We start from the raw sequence: 16,085 nt of genomic DNA on the forward strand, positions 1-16,085 counted from the left end.
ACCCTCGACGTATGTTCGCCCCACGCGACCCCGACGAGTACCTACTCGACACAGAGCGGCGGGTCATCCGGATCCGTCGCCACTGGGCCGTGCTGACCTGGGACACCTTCGAGGCGGCCGCGTTGCTGGCCATCTGCGTGCTGGTGTCGTATCTGCTGCCACCGTCGCTGTGGGTGGTGCAGAACATCCTCTGGTACGTCGCCCTGCTCGTCGTCCTCCGCTTCGCCTACGTGGTGATGGAGTGGTGGGTCGAGCGGCTGGTGGTCACCGACAAGCGGTTCGTCATGACGACCGGGGTGTTCACCACGAAGGTGCTGATGATGCCGATCAGCAAGGTCACCGACCTCACCTACGAACGCACCTGGGTCGGCCGCATGATGGGCTACGGCACGATGATCGTCGAGTCCGCGGGCCAGATCCAGGCGCTGAACCGGATCGACTACCTCCCCCGGCCCGAGGAGTTCTACGACACCATCTCCGAGCTGGTCTTCGGGGACAAGCAGAAGCAGGCCGAGCGCTTCTCCATGATCAAGGCGCAGCGCGCGGCGCGCGGAAAGAAGGCCGTGGGCTGAGCTGCCGCGCTCTCGGCGAGGACGCGTACTCCGGGCTGAGGCGCCCGGAGTCGCTGTGACGTAGCGCATCGTCAAGAATGAACGCGATGCGCATCGATCTGCACGCCCACTCCACCGCTTCCGACGGTACCGACACCCCGGCCGAACTGGTCGCGGCCGCCGTGCGGTCCGGCCTCGACGTAGTCGCGATCACCGATCACGACACCACGGCGGGCTGGGCCGAGGCGAGCGCCGCCGTCCCGCCGGGGCTGACGCTCGTACCGGGGGCGGAACTGTCCACGGTGTGGGCCGAGCCGGCCACCGGCCGCGAGATCAGCGTCCACCTGCTGGCATACCTCTTCGATCCGACGGCGCCCACGCTGGTGGCCGAGCAGACCCGCCTGCGCGCCGAACGGCGGATGCGGCTGCGGGTGATGGCCGAGCGCATGGCCGCCGACGGCCTGCCGGTCGACGCCGACGAGATCTTCGCGCAGCTGCCCCCGGACGCCCCCGCCGGTCGCCCGCACCTGGCGCAGGCGCTGGTGCGCGCCGGGCTGGTCGCCAGCGTCGACGAGGCGTTCGCGGAGTACCTCGGTGCCGGCCGTGGCTACTACCTCGCGCGGCACGACACCCCGGTCGGGGAGGCGATCGACATGATCGCGGCGGCGGGCGGGGTCACCGTCGTCGCGCATCCGTTCGCGTACACCCGCGGCTGGACGATCGACGAGGAGGCGCTGGCGACGCTCGCGGCACGCGGGCTCACCGGCGTCGAGGTCGACCATCCGAACCACGACGACCGCACCCGCAAGCAGCTGTTCGGCCTCGCGGGGGAGCTGGGACTGGTGCGTACCGGATCGAGCGACTACCACGGCACGAACAAGACGATCAAGCTCGGCCAGGAGACGACCGACCCGATCCAGCTGGAGGAATTGGTGGCGAGAGCGACCGGCACCACGGTCGTGGTGGGCTGACGTGAACGTGGCGAGCTTCTTCGACGCGAAGCTGTTCATGAGCGCGACGATCACGCTGATCGTCATCATGGACCCGCCGGGGACGGTCCCGGTGTTCCTGAGTCTCGTCGGCCGCAAGCCGATGGCGGTCCGCGCGCGGGCCGCACGTCAGGCCGTTCTCGTCTCGCTGCTGGTGATCTCGCTGTTCGCGGTGGCGGGACAGGCGATTCTGTCCTATCTCGGCATCGGCATCCCGGCGTTGCAGGGCGCGGGCGGGCTGCTTCTGCTGCTGATCGCGTTGCAGCTGCTGAGCAGCAAGAGCAACCAGGAACCCGAGGCCGTCGAAGACGTCAACGTCGCGCTCGTGCCGCTGGGCACCCCGTTGCTGGCGGGGCCGGGCGCCATCGCCGCGACCATCGTCTTCGTGCGGCAGGCCGACGGGCACCTCGGCGCGTACGTGGCGCTGGCGCTGGCGATCGTCGCCGTGCACTTCGTGCTCTACACCTGCATGCGCTACTCCGGTGTGGTCATCCGGCTCATCAAGGAAAGCGGGATCACGCTGCTGGCGAAGGTCGCCGGCCTGCTGCTCGCCGCGATCGCCGTCGAGCTGGTCGCGAACTCGGTCCGCGGTTTCATCGCGGGCGGCTGACCGCGGTCGCGCCCCGCGCCGGAAAGTGTCGGTGATGGTGCGTAGCGTGGACACCGGTCGGATCGAGTGGGGTGGCGTGAAAGAGCAACTGGGTTTCGATTTCGGTGTCCAGCAGCCGCAACGGCTGACCAAGGTGTCCCCGGCGCGGCTGGCGACGTTCGAGGACTGTCCTCGCCGCTACCGGATGACGTATCTGGAGCGCCCGACGCCGCAGCGCACCGGGCCGTGGGCGCACAGCACCCTCGGCGCGGTGGTGCACAACGCGTTGCGGGCGCTGTTCGACCTGCCGGTGGCCAAGCGGACACCGCAGCGCGCGGTCGCGCTGGTCGCCGAGCAGTGGAAGGACGCGGGTTTCGCCGATCAGGAGCAGGCCGCGCGATATCGCGCGCGGGCGAAGGGCTGGGTCGCCGAGTACGTCGAGGACCATGACGTCACCGACGATCCGATCGGCCTGGAGCGCTGGGTTTCCGCGCCGGTGAGCACCGAGGAGGGCGGCGGCAGGCCGACGATGATCATCGAGGGCCGCGCGGACCGGATCGATCAGCGCGGCGGCGAGCTGGTGATCGTCGACTACAAGACCGGGCGCCGCGAACCCGACGAATACGAGGCCCGCGCGTCGCAGGCGCTGGCGATGTACGCGGTCGCCGCGTCGCGGACGTTGCGCATGCCGTGCACCAAGGTCGAGCTGCACCACCTGCCGACGGGGACGGTGGCGGCCGCCGAGCACACCGGGGAAAGCCTGCGGCGTCATCTGGAACGCGCCGGGCAGACCGCCGGGGATCTGCGGCTCGCGACGGATACCCTGGATGCCGGTGGCGACGGTGACGTGTTGTTCCCCGCGCGCCCCGACCGGCGGTGCGCGTGGTGCGATTTCCGGCCCAGCTGCGAGGTGGGCCAGCAGACGGCCGCTGCCGCGCAGCCGTGGGAGCTGCTCGCGCCCTGAGCAGGCCGTTCCGGAACCCGACCCAGGATTGGAAAGACGAGACGTGGCGTCCCCCGACACCGAGGAGCTGGCGAGCGCGCCGCCGCCCGTGGACGCGGAGCCGGAGTCGTCGGGGGCCGAGGCACCGTCCGTCGAGAGCGTCGAGAGCGTCGAGAGCGCTGAGGGCGCTGAGGGCATCGAGGGCGCGGGCGACCGCCGGAAGGAACCGGGTCGCTGGTGGCGCGGGTTCACCGGCTCGCTCGCCGCCGGGCTCGTGGTGCTCGCGCTCGGAGTGCTGGGCGTCGCCGGGGTCTGCCTGTTCACCGGGGCCCCCGGCCCGGGACTGCCGATGCTGATCGGCCATCCCGTCGCCGCCGTGCTCGCGCTGTTCGCGCAGCGGGTGGCCGATCGCCGCGACGGACGTGTCGCCGGCCTCGCGGGTATCGGCGTCCTGGCCGTCGTGGCCGCCGCGCTGGTCCTCTTCTGGCTGACCTGACCGTCGCCCGCTCACCTGGGCAGGAGGAGCAAGGGACCTTTGCTCTCGTTCTATGCGCGTGCATACAACGAGAGCAAAGGTCCCTTGCTCTCGTTTTGACCGTGGTTCATGCGCCCGAATGTGGCCTTCGGTGCTCCGCCCTTGCCCCCGCCGCCACCCTCAGCGGAGACGCTGCGCGTCCGGCCTTGATTCCACGCACCGAACGCCACATTGGGTGCGTTGGACGCACCCAATGCCACATTGGGGCGTTTGGGCAGCCGGGAGAGATGACGGGGAGGGCTAGTGCAGGGCCGCGACGACGTCGCCGCGTTGTTCCAGCAGCACCGGGCCGAGAGCGGTGAGCCGCACCGGGCCGGGGTAACCGCGGCGGTCCACGCCGACGGTGCGGATCGTCGAGCCGTTGGCCTCGTTCAGCACGGCGAGCCCGCCGTTGATCGGCATGACCAGCTGGCCGGCGTAGGTGATCCCCGGCCCGCGCGTGCCGTCCAGCGACCAGCGTGGGGTGAGGTCGTCGCGGGAGAGCGCGATGGTCTTCGAACCGGTGAACCAGTACACGGCGCCGGCCGTGCGGGTGGTCTGTTCGAGACCGCCGGGCGGGTCCTGGGCGAGGTCGCCCGCGGGCAGGTCCAGCGGGAACGCGGTGCGCTGGGCACCGTCCGGGCCGTAGATGACCAGGAGCTTCTGGTCGGGCAGCGCGACGGCGGCGAAATCACCGGACAGTGCCACCAGCCGTGCCCGCTTGCCGGCGACGACGACGCTGTAGGTGGTCTGCGGCTCGTCCTCGTGTTCGGCCTTCGCCTTGTAGACGGTCAGGCGGTCGGCGGGGTCGCCGGGGCAGCGTTCGATGACCCCGATCTTGCTCGCGGCGGCGGCCACCGTGCCGTACGTGCAGCCGACGCGCGGCTGCTTGTCATGGTTCTGCATCGCGGCGACCTGGCCGTACTCCATGTCCTTGACCAGATCGTCGCGCCAGGTGTTGAGCAGCTTCTTGCCGGTGGTCGTGACGTGCGTGCCGTCGCTGACCAGCCGCGTGCCGAGCTCGGCGTCGCCGTTGCGCTGCGCGGTGATCCGCCCGGTCGCCGGGTCGAGCTGGGTGACCTCGCTGCAGCCGAGGCTCTTGCTGTACATGACGTTCACCCGGCCCCACGCCGTGGCCGCGGTGCACAGCGGCAGGTTCGTCCGGGTGTAGTGCCAGCGTGTCCGGCCGGTCATCGGGTCGCGGCCGTCCACCGCGCTGCCGTCCGCGGTGACCACGGTGTTGCTCTCGCCCACCGGCACCGGGGTCGCACCGCTGCGGGCCTGCCACAGCTCGGTGAGCGACCCGGGCACCGCGGCGGGTGCCTTCGGCAGCGCCGGGGGAGGCGGGGCGGTGGAGCGGTCGGTCGCCGCGCTGTCGCTGGTCACGGCCACGACCAGGCCGGTGACCGCGACGACGACGGCGATCGCGGCCGCCACCAGCCGGTCCCGGCGGCGATTCCACGGGGAACGCCGTGCCCGGGAAACGGCCTGATGTTTCGGGGCGGGCTCGGGCCCGGACGGCGTCAGCACGTCCTCGTCACCGTAGGTCGGTGCCGGGTCGTGTTCCGGCGTGCCGTCCGAGCGCTCGCTCACGAGAATCTGACTCCCTGGTCCGGACTGTCGGCGGTCTCGCGGTCAGTCTGCCGACGCAGGTGTATCAGAGGTGTTTGCCGCCGTGGCGGGCCGACGCCTGCGACGCCGCCGTGCGGGCCGCTCGGTGCTCTCCCCGGCGTCCTTCTCGGCGGGGCCGGTGGCCTCCGGGCTCGGCTTCGCGCCGCCCCGGGTGCGCCGCCGCGAGCGGCTCCGGGTGCTCTCCCCGGACTCGGCGGCAGCGGTCTCGGCGCCGCCCTCGGCCTTCGCCGCGTCCGCCGCTTCGACTGCCTCGGCCGCGCGGGCGCCGCCCCTGGTCCGCTTGCGCGGGGCACGGGCGCGCTTGCGCGGGGTCTCCTCCGACGCGGTGTCGCGACCACGGCCGCGCGGTCCGCGGCGCTTGCCGCCCAGGTCCTCTTCCTCCTCGGCGGCCAGGCCCGCGCGGGTGCGCTTGGCCAGCGGCAGCCTGCCGGTGGTGCCCTCCGGGATGCCCAGGTCGCTGTACAGGTGCGGCGAGGAGGAGTACGTCTCCACCGGCTCCGCGAGGTCCAGCCCGAGAGTGTCGGAGATCAGCTTCCAGCGCGGCTCCTCGTCCCAGTCGACGAGGGTGACCGCGACGCCGGTGCGCCCGGCGCGGCCGGTCCGGCCGATCCGGTGGACGTAGGTCTTCTCGTCCTCCGGGCACTGGTAGTTGATCACGTGCGTGACGTCGTCGATGTCGATGCCGCGGGCGGCGACGTCGGTGGCGACCAGCACGTCGACCTTGCCGGAGCGGAACGCGCGCAGCGCCTGCTCACGGGCGCCCTGGCCGAGGTCGCCGTGCACCGCCGCCGCGGCGAACCCGCGCTCGACCAGCTCGTCGGCGACCTTCTGCGCGGTGCGCTTGGTCCGGCTGAAGATCATGGTCAGGCCGCGGCCCTCGGCCTGCAGCGCGCGGGCGATCAGCTCGGGCTTGTCCATCGAGTGCGCCCGGTAGACGAACTGGGTGGTGCGCTCGTGCACGGCGCCCGCGTCGTTCTCCTCGGCGCGGATGTGCGTCGGCTGGGTCAGGAACGTCCGCGCCAGCGTGATGATCGGTCCCGGCATGGTGGCCGAGAACAGCATGGTCTGCCGCTCGTCCGGCACCATCCGCAGGATGCGCTCGATGTCCGGCAGGAAGCCGAGGTCGAGCATCTCGTCGGCCTCGTCGAGCACCAGGCCGCGGATCTTGCCGAGCACCAGGTGCTGCTGCTCGGCCAGGTCCAGCAGCCGGCCGGGCGTGCCGATGACGACGTCGACGCCCTTGCGCAGCGCCTCGATCTGCGGCTCGTACGGGCGGCCGCCGTAGATGGCCAGCGTGCGGATCCCGAGGTGCTTGCCCGCGCCCTTGAGGTCGTTCGCGACCTGGATGCACAGCTCGCGGGTCGGCACCACGACCAGCACCTGCGGGGTGCCGTCGCCGGGGACCTGCACGCGGTGCAGCAGCGGGACGCCGAAACCGAGCGTCTTGCCCATGCCCGTGCGGGCCTGGCCGATCAGGTCGTCGCCCGCCATCGCGAGCGGCAGGGTGAGTGCCTGGATCGCGAAGGTGCGCTCGATGCCCGCCTCGCCCAGCGCCTTCACGATTTCCGGCTTGACGCCGAAGGACGCGAAGGTCGGGGACTCCGGCTCGACCGGGGCGCCCGCCTGCAGCGGGTGCGAGGTGTCGAGCGCGGCCGGGCCTGTCTCGCTGTGCTCCAGCGCGACGGCGGCGGGGATTTCTTCGGTTGTGGATTTCTCTGCGGTCAGGGTGATCGCCTCTCTCGTGACCAGCGCGCACAGCCCTGAAGTCCGTTCGACACTCGACCATGCGAAATCCGGCTCGCTCCGCGCGTTCGGCGCCGGAGCCGGTCCTGCACGGGAATGCCGATAGAGGCGTGCACGCACATTTCAGTACGTCGGTGAATCCTGGGATCCACCTTTCCCTGGCGGCTCGAGTGGACGTACCACCCGGCTCGCCGTTCCCGCTCGCGAAAGCGCCCGGCCGCCGTCCGGCCTCGGGGCCGTGTCATGGCGGGGACGCCGCATCGGCACGCGGAAGTCCAGTCAATATCAGTGACAGCATACCTGGTCAGCAGTTTTACAACAGTACCCGCCACGGCGAGCCGACGTGGGATCGGTCTCTTCGCGGCGACCGGCGGCCCTTCGGCGATACCCTCGTCGCCGTGACCGAGGCCAAACAGATCAGCGAAGGCGTCGTCGACCTCCTCGGCGTGATCGCCTATCTCGAACTTTCCGCGTTCGACCGGATGGCGGAGGACGCGCGCAGCGCCCCGACGCTGGCCGGCCGGGCCAAACTGGCGTCCATGGCGGCCGCCGAGATCGGTCACTACGACCTGCTGTCGGCGCACCTGTCCGCGCACGGCGTCGCGATCGAGGACGCGATGACGCCCTTCATCGGTCACATCGACGAGTGGCACGCGTCGACGCACCCCAAGTCCTGGCTCGAGTCGCTGGTCAAGGCGTACGTCGGGGACGGACTCGCCGCCGACCTCTACCGTGAGATCGCGCACTGGCTGGACCCGGAGACCAAGGACCTGGTGCTGACCGTGCTCGCCGACACCGGGCATTCGGCGTTCGCCGAGCGCGAGGTCGCGGCCGGGATCGAGGCCGACCCGAAGGCGCGGGACAAGCTCGCGCTGTGGGGACGGCGGCTGCTCGGGGAAGCGCTCACCCAGGCGCAGTACGTCGTCGCCGAGCGGGACGGGCTCGCCGAGCTGATCGTCAGCGGATCCGGCGACCTGTCGGGAATCGCCGCGTTGTTCCGCCGGTTGCAACAGGGGCACACCAAGCGCATGCAAGCACTCGGCCTGGGCTGACGCGGTGCGGTACGACGACACGGCCGCGCTGCCGAGAGTGGACGCGCGGCACCGCGAGGACGCGGTTCGGCTAGCCTTGCCAGGCATATCCCTTACGAATTTCCAGCGGAGGTCCCACGTGGAGGTCAAGATCGGCATCAAGGACACCCCGCGCGAGCTGGTGGTGTCCAGTGGCCAGTCTCCCGAAGAGGTGGAGAAGCTGGTCGCCGAGGCCCTGACGGCCGGGGACGGTCTCTTCCGCCTCAACGACGACAAGGGCCGCAAGTACATCGTGCCGTCCGACCGGATCGCCTACGTCGAGATCGCGCCGTCCGACGTGCGCAAGGTCGGCTTCGGGGTCGCGGACTGACGTCTTCGTCACCGTGGCGTAACCGCCTGGTCTCAGCTGGTTCTCAGGCTTGATCGTCACCCTCTTCGGAGGGGACCGCGGGGGGCGAGCCGAGAGAGAAGGTGGACGGCGTCACTGTGGTGCGGACGGTTCCGTTCCGGAACCGGGAATTCCTCGAGCCGGCCGGTCGCGATCCCCGTGGTGGCGCGGCTGGTCGGCTCACCGGTGTCGACGTCGCCCGCGGCCTCGCCGTGCTCGGCATGTACGCGGTGCACATCGGGCCGAATCCCAACGACGGCGGGTTCGCGCTGCTCTTCAAGCCGTTCGAAGGGCATTCGGCCGCGTTGTTCGCCGTGCTCGCCGGTGTTTCCGTCGCGCTGATGTCCGGCGGGCGCCGTCCGAAGACGGGGCGCGCCAGGACGCGGGTCGCCTTGCGGCTGGCCACCCGGGCGCCGCTGCTCGTCGCGCTGGGGCTGCTGATCGCCGGGCTGGACACCGGCTACATGGTGATCCTCGCCTATTACGGCGCCAGTTTCCTGCTCGCGATCCCGTGGCTGCGGTGCGGTGCGAAAGCGCTCGCCATCGCGGCGCTGGTCACCGCCGTGGTGGCCCCGTTGCTGTCCTTCGTGCTGCGGTCCCAGTTCCGGCCGCGTGACCTGATCTTCTTCGCACCCGACGTGACGTGGTCGGACTTCACCTCCAGCGCCGGGATCGTGCACGCCGCCGTGGTGCTGCTGCTGACCGGCACGTTCCCCGCGCTGACCCTGATGGCCTACATCTTCGCCGGGATGGCCATCGGCAGGCTGAACCTCGCTTCGCCGCGGGTCAGCAGGCGGCTGTTCTTCGGCGGGTCGGCGCTGGCGACGGCGGGGTATCTCGCGTCGTGGCTGGCCACCGACGTCCTCGGGGGGATGCGGGCGGTGTACCGCTCACTGGAGCCCGCCGCGACCCAGGCCGGGATGAGCCCGGTGGAGTTCTTCCGGATCAACGACACCTGGGTGCACGGCACGCCGCCCACCACGACGTGGGCCTGGGAGCTGGTTCCGACCGGTGCCTCCTACACCCCGTTCGACCTGCTGATCTCGATCGGGATCGCGGCGGCGGTGATCGGCCTGTGCCAGCTGGTGATGCCTGCCATGGGCAGGGTTCTGCGGCCGCTGGCCGACCTCGGGGGCCGGGTGCTCTCGGCGTACGTCCTGCACTTCGTGGTGATCTGGCTGATCTGGGACGAGCCGGAGAACGGGCAGGACCTGTTCGGCGTGCGGCACTTCGCGGAGTTCTGTGTGGTCGCGCTGGTGGCCGCGGTGGCCTGGCGGAAGTGGATCGGGCGCGGGCCGCTGGAGTGGCTGCTGAACAAGCTGTCGAGCTGGCCGAACTACGTGATCCCGGCGGAGCGCGTGCCCGCGCAGCGAGCCTCGGCGGAGTAGCAAGGGACCTTTACTGCCGTTGTATGCGTGCGCATAGAACGATAGCAAAGGTCCCTTGCTGTCGCCGGGCGCGAGTAAAGGTCCCTTGCTCCGCGTCCGGGGTGGTTCATGCGCCCCAATGTGGCGTTCGGTGCGTTGGACGCAGCGAATATGGCATTGGGTGCGTTGGACGCACCCAATGCCACATTGGGGCGCTTGGGCGCCGGGGGCTCGATCAGGCGTTGAGTTCTTCCAGGGTGGTCGGGACGGCGAAGGGCGGGGTGCTGGTGCCCATGATCCGGTAGCGGCCCCACGGGTCGGGGTCGGAGATCTCGCCGGACGCGGAGTGCTCGCCCGCGCGGATTTCGACGGCCTTCTTCTTGCCGCCCGCCAGTTCGGTGAGCTTCTCGTCGGCCGTGATCCGGCCGTACCAGCGGTAGTAGCCGTCGATCGGCTGGAAGTAGCCCCGCAGGTCGACCCGCACCGCGAGTTCGGTGCCGTCGACGACGAGGGTGGCGTCGCCGCGGTAGCCGTCTTCGTCGTGTTCGCTCATCGGGAATTCTCCTCGCGTACGGCTCAGCCGGCGTCGCTGTCGGCTCCGGGGTCCTGTTTGGTCCTGCTCATCTGGATGACCTTGTTCGCGTCGAGCGGCACGTTCGGGTCGATGACCACGCCCTGCTGGCGGGTCAGTCCGTCGATCGCGGCCCAGATGATCTGTGTCAGGTATTCGACGACCGAGTCGCGGCCCATGGACTGGCGGTCGAGCCACCACTCACCGGTGTTCTGGACCATGCCGACGATCCCGTACGCCCACGGCTCGGCCGCGCCGGAGTCCATGTTGAACATCCGCATGTAGTCGCCGAGCAGCGCCGACAACGCGGTCGCGATGAGTTCCTTGTCCTCGGCGACGACGTCGGAGTCGCCCGTCTTCTCCTGCGTCGCGCCGCGCGCGAGCAGGCGGTACAGGTTCGGGTGCTCTTCGATGACGGTGAAGAACGCGTCGAGCGCCATCCGGATGCGGGGGACTGGCGCGAGTTCGGCGTTGATGGCGGGGATCAGCCGCCCCAGCAGGATCTCGGTGCCGCGCTGGCCGAGCGCGACGTACAGATCGGCCTTGTCGTCGAAGTGCCGGTACAGCACGGGTTTCGTGACGCCCGCTTCGGCGGCGACGTCCTCCATGCCCAGCTCGGGACCGTGTTTGTCGAGCGCGCGCAGCGCCGCCTCCACGAACTCCGCCCGGCGCGCGATCCGGTGTTTGCGCCAGCGGTCGCGCCTGGCGTCCCCGGTGGCGGCCTCGTCCGGGGCGGAGCGCTTGCTGGAGTGCTTGCTGGAGCGCTTGACACGTTCGATCACGGTCGTCATGCTACCAGAGGTAACTGTTACTAGCGGTTACAGAAATCTGCGTCACGAAAGGGGTGTGTCGCAATGACGCGGACGCTCAAGGATTCCGGCCGCGAGAAGACCGCGGACCGCCTGCTCAAGTCGTCGGCGAACAAGTTCTACGACCCCGACGTGGACATCGACTGGGATGCGCCACTGGTCGAGGGTAAGCGATTCATCCCCGAAGAGCGCTCTTCCTTGTACGGCACGGAAATCTGGGACCGGCTGACCCCGGAACAGCGGATCGAGCTGGGCAGGCACGAGGTCGCCAGTGTCGCGACCACCGGGCTGTGGTTCGAGATCCTGCTGATGCAGATGCTGCTCAAGGAGGTCTACGAGCAGGACCCGACGACCTCGCACGCGCAGTTCGCGCTCACCGAGATCGCCGACGAATGCCGGCACTCCACCATGTTCGCTCGGATGTCGGCGCGGATCGGCTGCCCCACCTACGGCCCGGTGCCGTGGCTGCGGCGGCTCGCCAAGCTGATGCCGACGATCTCCTACGGGCCCGCGCGGTACGGCGCGATCCTGGTCGCCGAAGAGGTCCTCGACCGGCTCCAGCGCGAACAGATGAACGACGAGGGCATCCAGCCGCTGGTACGGATGGTGAACCGCATCCACGTCCTCGAAGAGGCGCGGCACGTCACCTTCGCCCGTGAAGAGGTCACGCGTGGCATGGCGAAGCTGTCCCGCGGCGAACGCGTCTACCAGCAGTTCATCATCGCGCTGATCTCGTACTTCGTGACGAGGGCGTTCATCAACCCCCACGTCTACAAGGCCGTCGGCATCCGGCCGCGCGACGGCGTCGAGGCGGCGCTGAACAACCCGAACTGGCGCGGCACGATCGCCTGGGCGGGGGAGAAGATCATGCCGTTCCTCGACGAGTCCGGCCTGGTCGGCGCGCCGGGGATGTATTTCTGGCGCAAGTCGTTCCTGCTCCCGGCGGCCCGATGACCACCGCCGAGCGGTTGCGGGACCCGGCCCGCGCGCACCGGTTCGTCACCGGTGACGGCACCGCGCTGCACCTCGAAACGAGCGGACCGGCCGACTCCGCCGCCACCCTCGTCCTCGTGCACGGCTGGACCCAGGACCACCGGACCTGGGACTTCGTGCTGCCGCATCTGGACCCGGCGATCCGGGTCCTGCGCTACGACCTGCGCGGGCACGGCGGATCGGCGCACGCGAGGCCGGGCACGGCGCGGATCGACCGGCTCGCCGACGATCTCGCCGAGCTCATCGCCGACCGTGTCCCGGACGGCCCGCTCGTGCTCGCCGGGCACTCGATGGGCGGGATGACCCTGATGGCGCTCGCCGAGCGGCATCCGGAACTGGTGTCCTCGCGGGTGGCCGCGGCCGCGTTCGTGGCGACGTCCTCGGGACAGATGGACCGGCTGACCCTCGGGTTGCCCGGTCTCGCCGGTCGCGGGGTGACCCGGCTCGAACCGCGCGTCGCGAAGTTCCTCGCGCGGCTGCGGGCGGAGAACTTCCGGCTGTCGCCGGGCATGGTGCGTTCCGGCGCCCGGATGCTGGTGTTCGGCGACCGGCCGCGCCGGGAGGCGGTCCGCAGCGTGGGCGAGCAGTTGCTGTGCGCCCATCCGGCGAGCGTCGGCGAGTTCATCGACGCGATCGCGCGGCACGAGGGCGCGGTCGGGCTCGGCGCGTTGCGGGACATCCCGGTCGCGGTGCTGGTCGGCGAGAAGGACCGGCTCTGCCCGCTGGCGCACGCGAAGGTCATCGCGGACGCCCTGCCGGAGGCCGAGTTCGTCCGCTACCCGGGTGCCGGGCACATGCTTCCGCAGGAGCGGGCAAGGGAGGTGGCCGCGCGCGTCAACGCGTTGATCCGGGCGGCCACCCGGGCCGGCTGAACACCGGAAAAGCCGGAAGGGGCTTTCCCGCGCCCGATGCGGGAAAGCCCCTTCCGGCTTTGTGCCGGGGAGAAATCCCCGGTCAGCCGTCCTTGAGCGGGAAGCCGCCGCCGATGCCGCGCCAGGCGAGGTTCGCGGTCAGGGCAACCGCTTCCTCACGGCTCATCGACTGGTGGTGTGCGAGCCAGAACCGGGCGCTGACCTGACTCATCCCGACCAGGCCGACGGCCAGCAGCCGCGCCTTGTCCTCGTCGAGCCCGGCGTCGGCGGTGATGGTCTCGGTGATCGCGTCGACGCTGGCCGAGGTCGCCCTGTCCACCGCCTCCTGTACCGAGGGCTCGCCGCGCAGGTCCGATTCGAACACCATGCGGAACGCGCCGGCGTCGTTGTTGACGAAGTCGAAGAACGCGCCGACCGTGGCCGGGACGCGCTGCCGGTTCTCCGTGGTCGAGTCCAGCGCGTCCTTCACCCGGCGGACCAGTTCGTCCACGTGGCTTTCCAGCAGCGCGATGTAGAGATCCAGCTTGCCGGGGAAGTGCTGGTAGAGCACCGGTTTGCTGACCCCGGCCTCCTCGGCGATCTCGTCCATCGCCGCGGCGTGGTAGCCGTTCGCGGCGAAGACGCGCTGCGCGGCCGCCAGCAGCTGAGCACGTCGTTCGGTCCGCGGGAGCCGAACGCCTCGTTGCTGCAGCCGCGCTATGTCCGTCATGGTTCCTCCCGTCCACGCGCTTCGACGGGCGGGTTTGCCACCGCGTGAAGTCTTTCTGAGATTACTCGTCGGTACGTACGACACGCCAAGGGTCGGGCATCCTGGTTTCGTGACCACGTCAGTATCCCGGCCGCGATCTCGACGGCGGCAGGCGCCGAGTACCCGCGTGCCGCTCACCCACGTCCCGCTGTCGACCCGGCCGCTGCCCTCGCTCGACCCGGTGCCGCCGCCGTGGCCGGGGGCACCGGAGGACGTCGGCGGCACCACCCTGCACGTACGCCGCACGCCCGGCGCAGACGGGGTGCCCGCCGTCTATGTGCACGGGCTCGGCGGGTCGTCCACCAACTGGACCGATCTGGCCGCGCTGCTCGCCCCGGTCGCCTGGGGCGCCGCGCTCGACCTGCCCGGGTTCGGCTACTCCGAACCCGCGCCGGGCTTCGACTTCGGCCTCGCGTCGCACGCCGACGTCGTCGTGCGTTACCTCGAAGAGTCCCCGGGGCCGGTGCACCTGCTCGGCAATTCGATGGGCGGCGCGATCTGCCTGCTCGTCGCGGCGCGGCGGCCCGAGCTGGTCCGCACGCTGACGCTGATCTCGCCGGCCATGCCGGACCGCAGGCCGGACCCGAGGCGGCTGTCGGACCCGCGGATGGCGTTCGCCTACCTCCCGCTCGTCGGCGCCCCGGTGCGGCGCAGGCTGGCCGCGCTGGGCCCGAGGGAACGCGCCGCGCAGGTGATCAAGCTGTGTTTCGCGGACCCGGCCCGGTTCCCGGACGGCAGGCTCGACGAACTGGCCGCCGAGCACGGCGCGCGAGCCGGGCTGGCCTGGGCCGCGCCGGCGCTCGCGCGCAGCACCTTCGGTATCTTCCGTGCCTGGTCGGCGGTCGGGCCCGCGTCGCTCTGGGCGGTCGCGCCCACGGTGTCCACCCCGACGCTGGTGGTCTGGGGCAACCACGACCGGGTGATCTCCGTGCGTCGTGCCGAGCGGACCGCCCGGGTGATTCCCCACGCACGGCTACTGGTGCTGCCGCGGACCGGTCATGTCGCGCAGATGGAGCGCCCCAATGTGGTGGCGCGGGCCGTGCTGGGCATGTGGGAGCAGGTCGACGCCGGTAACTGGTAACCCGTTCGGGTGAGGGGGATTCACGCTGCCTTCCGCCGGTCGCTCGGCACATCACGATTTGGTTATGGCACCCTGGGACGGTGGACCGGGTGAAGAGCGACGCTCGAGGTGACGAGCAGCGGACGCAGTATGTCGCGTCGTCGCGCCGTTCCCCGCACGGCACGGGCCGGGGTGCCGCCGAGCCGCCGCGCACCGGCCAGTACCGTCCGACGGTCTCCCCGCCACGGCGGGTCAGCGAGGACCGCTACCGCCCCGGCGGGCGCCGGACCGCCGCCGAACCGCTGCGCGCGTCGTGGCAGCCCCACGCCGAGGACGACGAGGAGGCCCCCAAGGGGGGCCGGAAACCGCCGTCGGGCGGGAAGTTCGGCAGGTTCGCGAAGACCTACGGCTGGCGGGTGTACGCGCTCCCGGTCCTGGTCGTGCTGACCGCGCTCGTGGTGTTCCAGACCGCGACCGGCCCGGCCGAGCCGACCGCCGCGCAGGAGGGCAGGACGAGTGCCGTCGCGGACGCCGGGACCAGTCCCAGCGGGACCGGTGTGCTGCCGGAGAACCCGGCCAAGCCCGCCAATCTGAACATCCCGACCGCCGAACTGCCCAAGGGCGGTGACTTCACCCAGGCGGGCAAGGGCACCTTCCACATCGTGAACGGCTCGGGGCCGAAGATCGGCCAGGGCAAGCTCTACACCTACGTCGTCGAGGTCGAGGACGGGATCGACCCGGCCAGCTATGCCGGTGACGACAGCTTCGGCAACGCCGTCCAGGGCATCCTGTCCGATCCGCGCAGCTGGACCTTCGACGGCAAGAAAGCGCTGCAACGGGTCGACGCGAGCTTCCCGAACCCGACCTTCCGGGTGACGTTGACCACGCCGGAGACCAATCACCGCCCCGACGTCTGCGGTTACTCGATCACCTACGAGACCTCCTGCTACCGGGAAAGCTTCCAGCGGCGGGTCGTGATCAACCTGGCGCGCTGGGTCCGTGGCGCGCTCGCCTTCGGCGGCGACATGACCGGGTACCGGCAGTACGCGATCAACCACGAGGTCGGGCACGCGCTGGGCGGAGTGCACGTGGGCTGCCCGAAGACCGACGATCCGGCGCCGGTGATGATGCAGCAGACCCTCGGCGTCGACGACAACTACGTCGCGCAGCTCAACAACATCCCCGGCGGGGACACCGGCGCGGTACCGGCCGACGGCAAGGTCTGCCGCCCGAACGCCTGGCCGAACCCGACGCCGTAGCGCCGGGCTCCCGTTTCGTGCCGTCT

17 protein-coding genes are annotated in these 16,085 nt (G+C 70.7%); 12 read left to right on the forward strand and 5 right to left on the reverse strand.

Annotated features, from left to right (window positions below):
- The first annotated feature begins 11 nt into the window (after positions 1 to 11).
- The 5 genes from ABD987_RS35010 (at position 12) to ABD987_RS35030 (ending at position 3,568) form a co-directional block, all read left to right on the forward strand.
- The gene (locus tag ABD987_RS35010; RefSeq protein WP_345404300.1) at positions 12 to 572 is read left to right on the forward strand and encodes a PH domain-containing protein; all 561 of its coding nucleotides are present in this window, start codon (positions 12 to 14) and stop codon (positions 570 to 572) included.
- A gap of 86 nt (positions 573 to 658) precedes the next feature.
- Positions 659 to 1,522 carry a PHP domain-containing protein gene (locus ABD987_RS35015; RefSeq protein ID WP_345404303.1) on the forward strand — a complete coding sequence of 288 codons (864 nt, stop codon included), beginning with the start codon at positions 659 to 661 and terminating at the stop codon, positions 1,520 to 1,522.
- Positions 1,523 to 1,559: 37 nt separating this feature from the next.
- A complete protein-coding gene (locus tag ABD987_RS35020; RefSeq protein WP_378214159.1) occupies positions 1,560 to 2,150 on the forward strand; it encodes a MarC family protein in 591 nt (196 codons plus the stop codon).
- Positions 2,151 to 2,184: 34 nt separating this feature from the next.
- Positions 2,185 to 3,093, forward strand: coding sequence for a RecB family exonuclease (locus ABD987_RS35025; protein ID WP_378214135.1), 909 nt, complete (start codon positions 2,185 to 2,187; stop codon positions 3,091 to 3,093).
- A gap of 43 nt (positions 3,094 to 3,136) precedes the next feature.
- Entirely contained in the window at positions 3,137 to 3,568 is a 432-nt protein-coding gene (locus ABD987_RS35030; protein ID WP_345404308.1) for a hypothetical protein, read from the forward strand.
- A 279-nt stretch (positions 3,569 to 3,847) separates the two neighbouring features.
- On the opposite strand, the gene ABD987_RS35035 is transcribed toward ABD987_RS35030, so the two are convergent.
- Together ABD987_RS35035 and ABD987_RS35040 are read right to left on the reverse strand one after the other, a co-directional pair.
- Entirely contained in the window at positions 3,848 to 5,179 is a 1,332-nt protein-coding gene (locus ABD987_RS35035) for an Rv3212 family protein (protein ID WP_345404311.1), read from the reverse strand.
- 42 nt (positions 5,180 to 5,221) lie between these two features.
- The gene (locus ABD987_RS35040; RefSeq protein WP_345404621.1) at positions 5,222 to 6,847 is read right to left on the reverse strand and encodes a DEAD/DEAH box helicase; all 1,626 of its coding nucleotides are present in this window, start codon (positions 6,845 to 6,847) and stop codon (positions 5,222 to 5,224) included.
- Between the two features lie 512 nt (positions 6,848 to 7,359).
- Here ABD987_RS35040 and ABD987_RS35045 point away from each other — a divergent pair.
- The 3 genes from ABD987_RS35045 (at position 7,360) to ABD987_RS35055 (ending at position 9,768) form a co-directional block, all read left to right on the forward strand.
- Positions 7,360 to 8,013, forward strand: a complete 654-nt coding sequence (locus tag ABD987_RS35045; RefSeq protein ID WP_345404314.1) for a ferritin-like fold-containing protein — start codon at positions 7,360 to 7,362, stop codon at positions 8,011 to 8,013.
- Positions 8,014 to 8,131: 118 nt separating this feature from the next.
- Positions 8,132 to 8,362 (forward strand): DUF3107 domain-containing protein, encoded by a 231-nt coding sequence (locus tag ABD987_RS35050; RefSeq protein ID WP_345404318.1) that lies wholly within the window; start codon positions 8,132 to 8,134, stop codon positions 8,360 to 8,362.
- Positions 8,363 to 8,463: 101 nt separating this feature from the next.
- On the forward strand, positions 8,464 to 9,768 hold the full coding sequence (locus ABD987_RS35055; RefSeq protein ID WP_345404321.1) for a DUF418 domain-containing protein: 1,305 nt from the start codon (positions 8,464 to 8,466) through the stop codon (positions 9,766 to 9,768).
- A 214-nt stretch (positions 9,769 to 9,982) separates the two neighbouring features.
- On the opposite strand, the gene ABD987_RS35060 is transcribed toward ABD987_RS35055, so the two are convergent.
- Together ABD987_RS35060 and ABD987_RS35065 are read right to left on the reverse strand one after the other, a co-directional pair.
- Positions 9,983 to 10,300 carry a DUF4873 domain-containing protein gene (locus ABD987_RS35060; protein ID WP_345404324.1) on the reverse strand — a complete coding sequence of 106 codons (318 nt, stop codon included), beginning with the start codon at positions 10,298 to 10,300 and terminating at the stop codon, positions 9,983 to 9,985.
- A 23-nt stretch (positions 10,301 to 10,323) separates the two neighbouring features.
- Positions 10,324 to 11,109: a TetR/AcrR family transcriptional regulator gene (locus ABD987_RS35065; RefSeq protein ID WP_345404327.1), complete on the reverse strand. Its 786-nt coding sequence runs from the start codon at positions 11,107 to 11,109 to the stop codon at positions 10,324 to 10,326.
- A 63-nt stretch (positions 11,110 to 11,172) separates the two neighbouring features.
- On the opposite strand from ABD987_RS35065, the gene ABD987_RS35070 reads away from it, so the two are divergent.
- Positions 11,173 to 12,081, forward strand: a complete 909-nt coding sequence (locus ABD987_RS35070; RefSeq protein WP_345404330.1) for an AurF N-oxygenase family protein — start codon at positions 11,173 to 11,175, stop codon at positions 12,079 to 12,081.
- Complete coding sequence (locus ABD987_RS35075; protein ID WP_345404333.1) at positions 12,078 to 12,992, forward strand: alpha/beta fold hydrolase; 915 nt, start codon at positions 12,078 to 12,080, stop codon at positions 12,990 to 12,992. The genes ABD987_RS35070 and ABD987_RS35075 overlap by 4 nt, the downstream gene beginning before the upstream one ends.
- Before the next feature lie 82 nt (positions 12,993 to 13,074).
- Here the strand turns inward: ABD987_RS35075 and ABD987_RS35080 are convergent, their stop codons facing one another.
- Complete coding sequence (locus ABD987_RS35080) at positions 13,075 to 13,701, reverse strand: TetR/AcrR family transcriptional regulator (protein WP_345404336.1); 627 nt, start codon at positions 13,699 to 13,701, stop codon at positions 13,075 to 13,077.
- Positions 13,702 to 13,921: 220 nt separating this feature from the next.
- Here ABD987_RS35080 and ABD987_RS35085 point away from each other — a divergent pair, with 220 nt between their 5' ends.
- The gene (locus ABD987_RS35085) at positions 13,922 to 14,821 is read left to right on the forward strand and encodes an alpha/beta fold hydrolase (protein ID WP_345404624.1); all 900 of its coding nucleotides are present in this window, start codon (positions 13,922 to 13,924) and stop codon (positions 14,819 to 14,821) included.
- 80 nt (positions 14,822 to 14,901) lie between these two features.
- Positions 14,902 to 16,059, forward strand: coding sequence for a DUF3152 domain-containing protein (locus tag ABD987_RS35090; protein WP_345404339.1), 1,158 nt, complete (start codon positions 14,902 to 14,904; stop codon positions 16,057 to 16,059).
- Positions 16,060 to 16,085: the final 26 nt, after the last annotated feature.

The organism is Amycolatopsis samaneae (assembly GCF_039541975.1).
GTDB lineage: Bacteria > Actinomycetota > Actinomycetes > Mycobacteriales > Pseudonocardiaceae > Amycolatopsis > Amycolatopsis samaneae.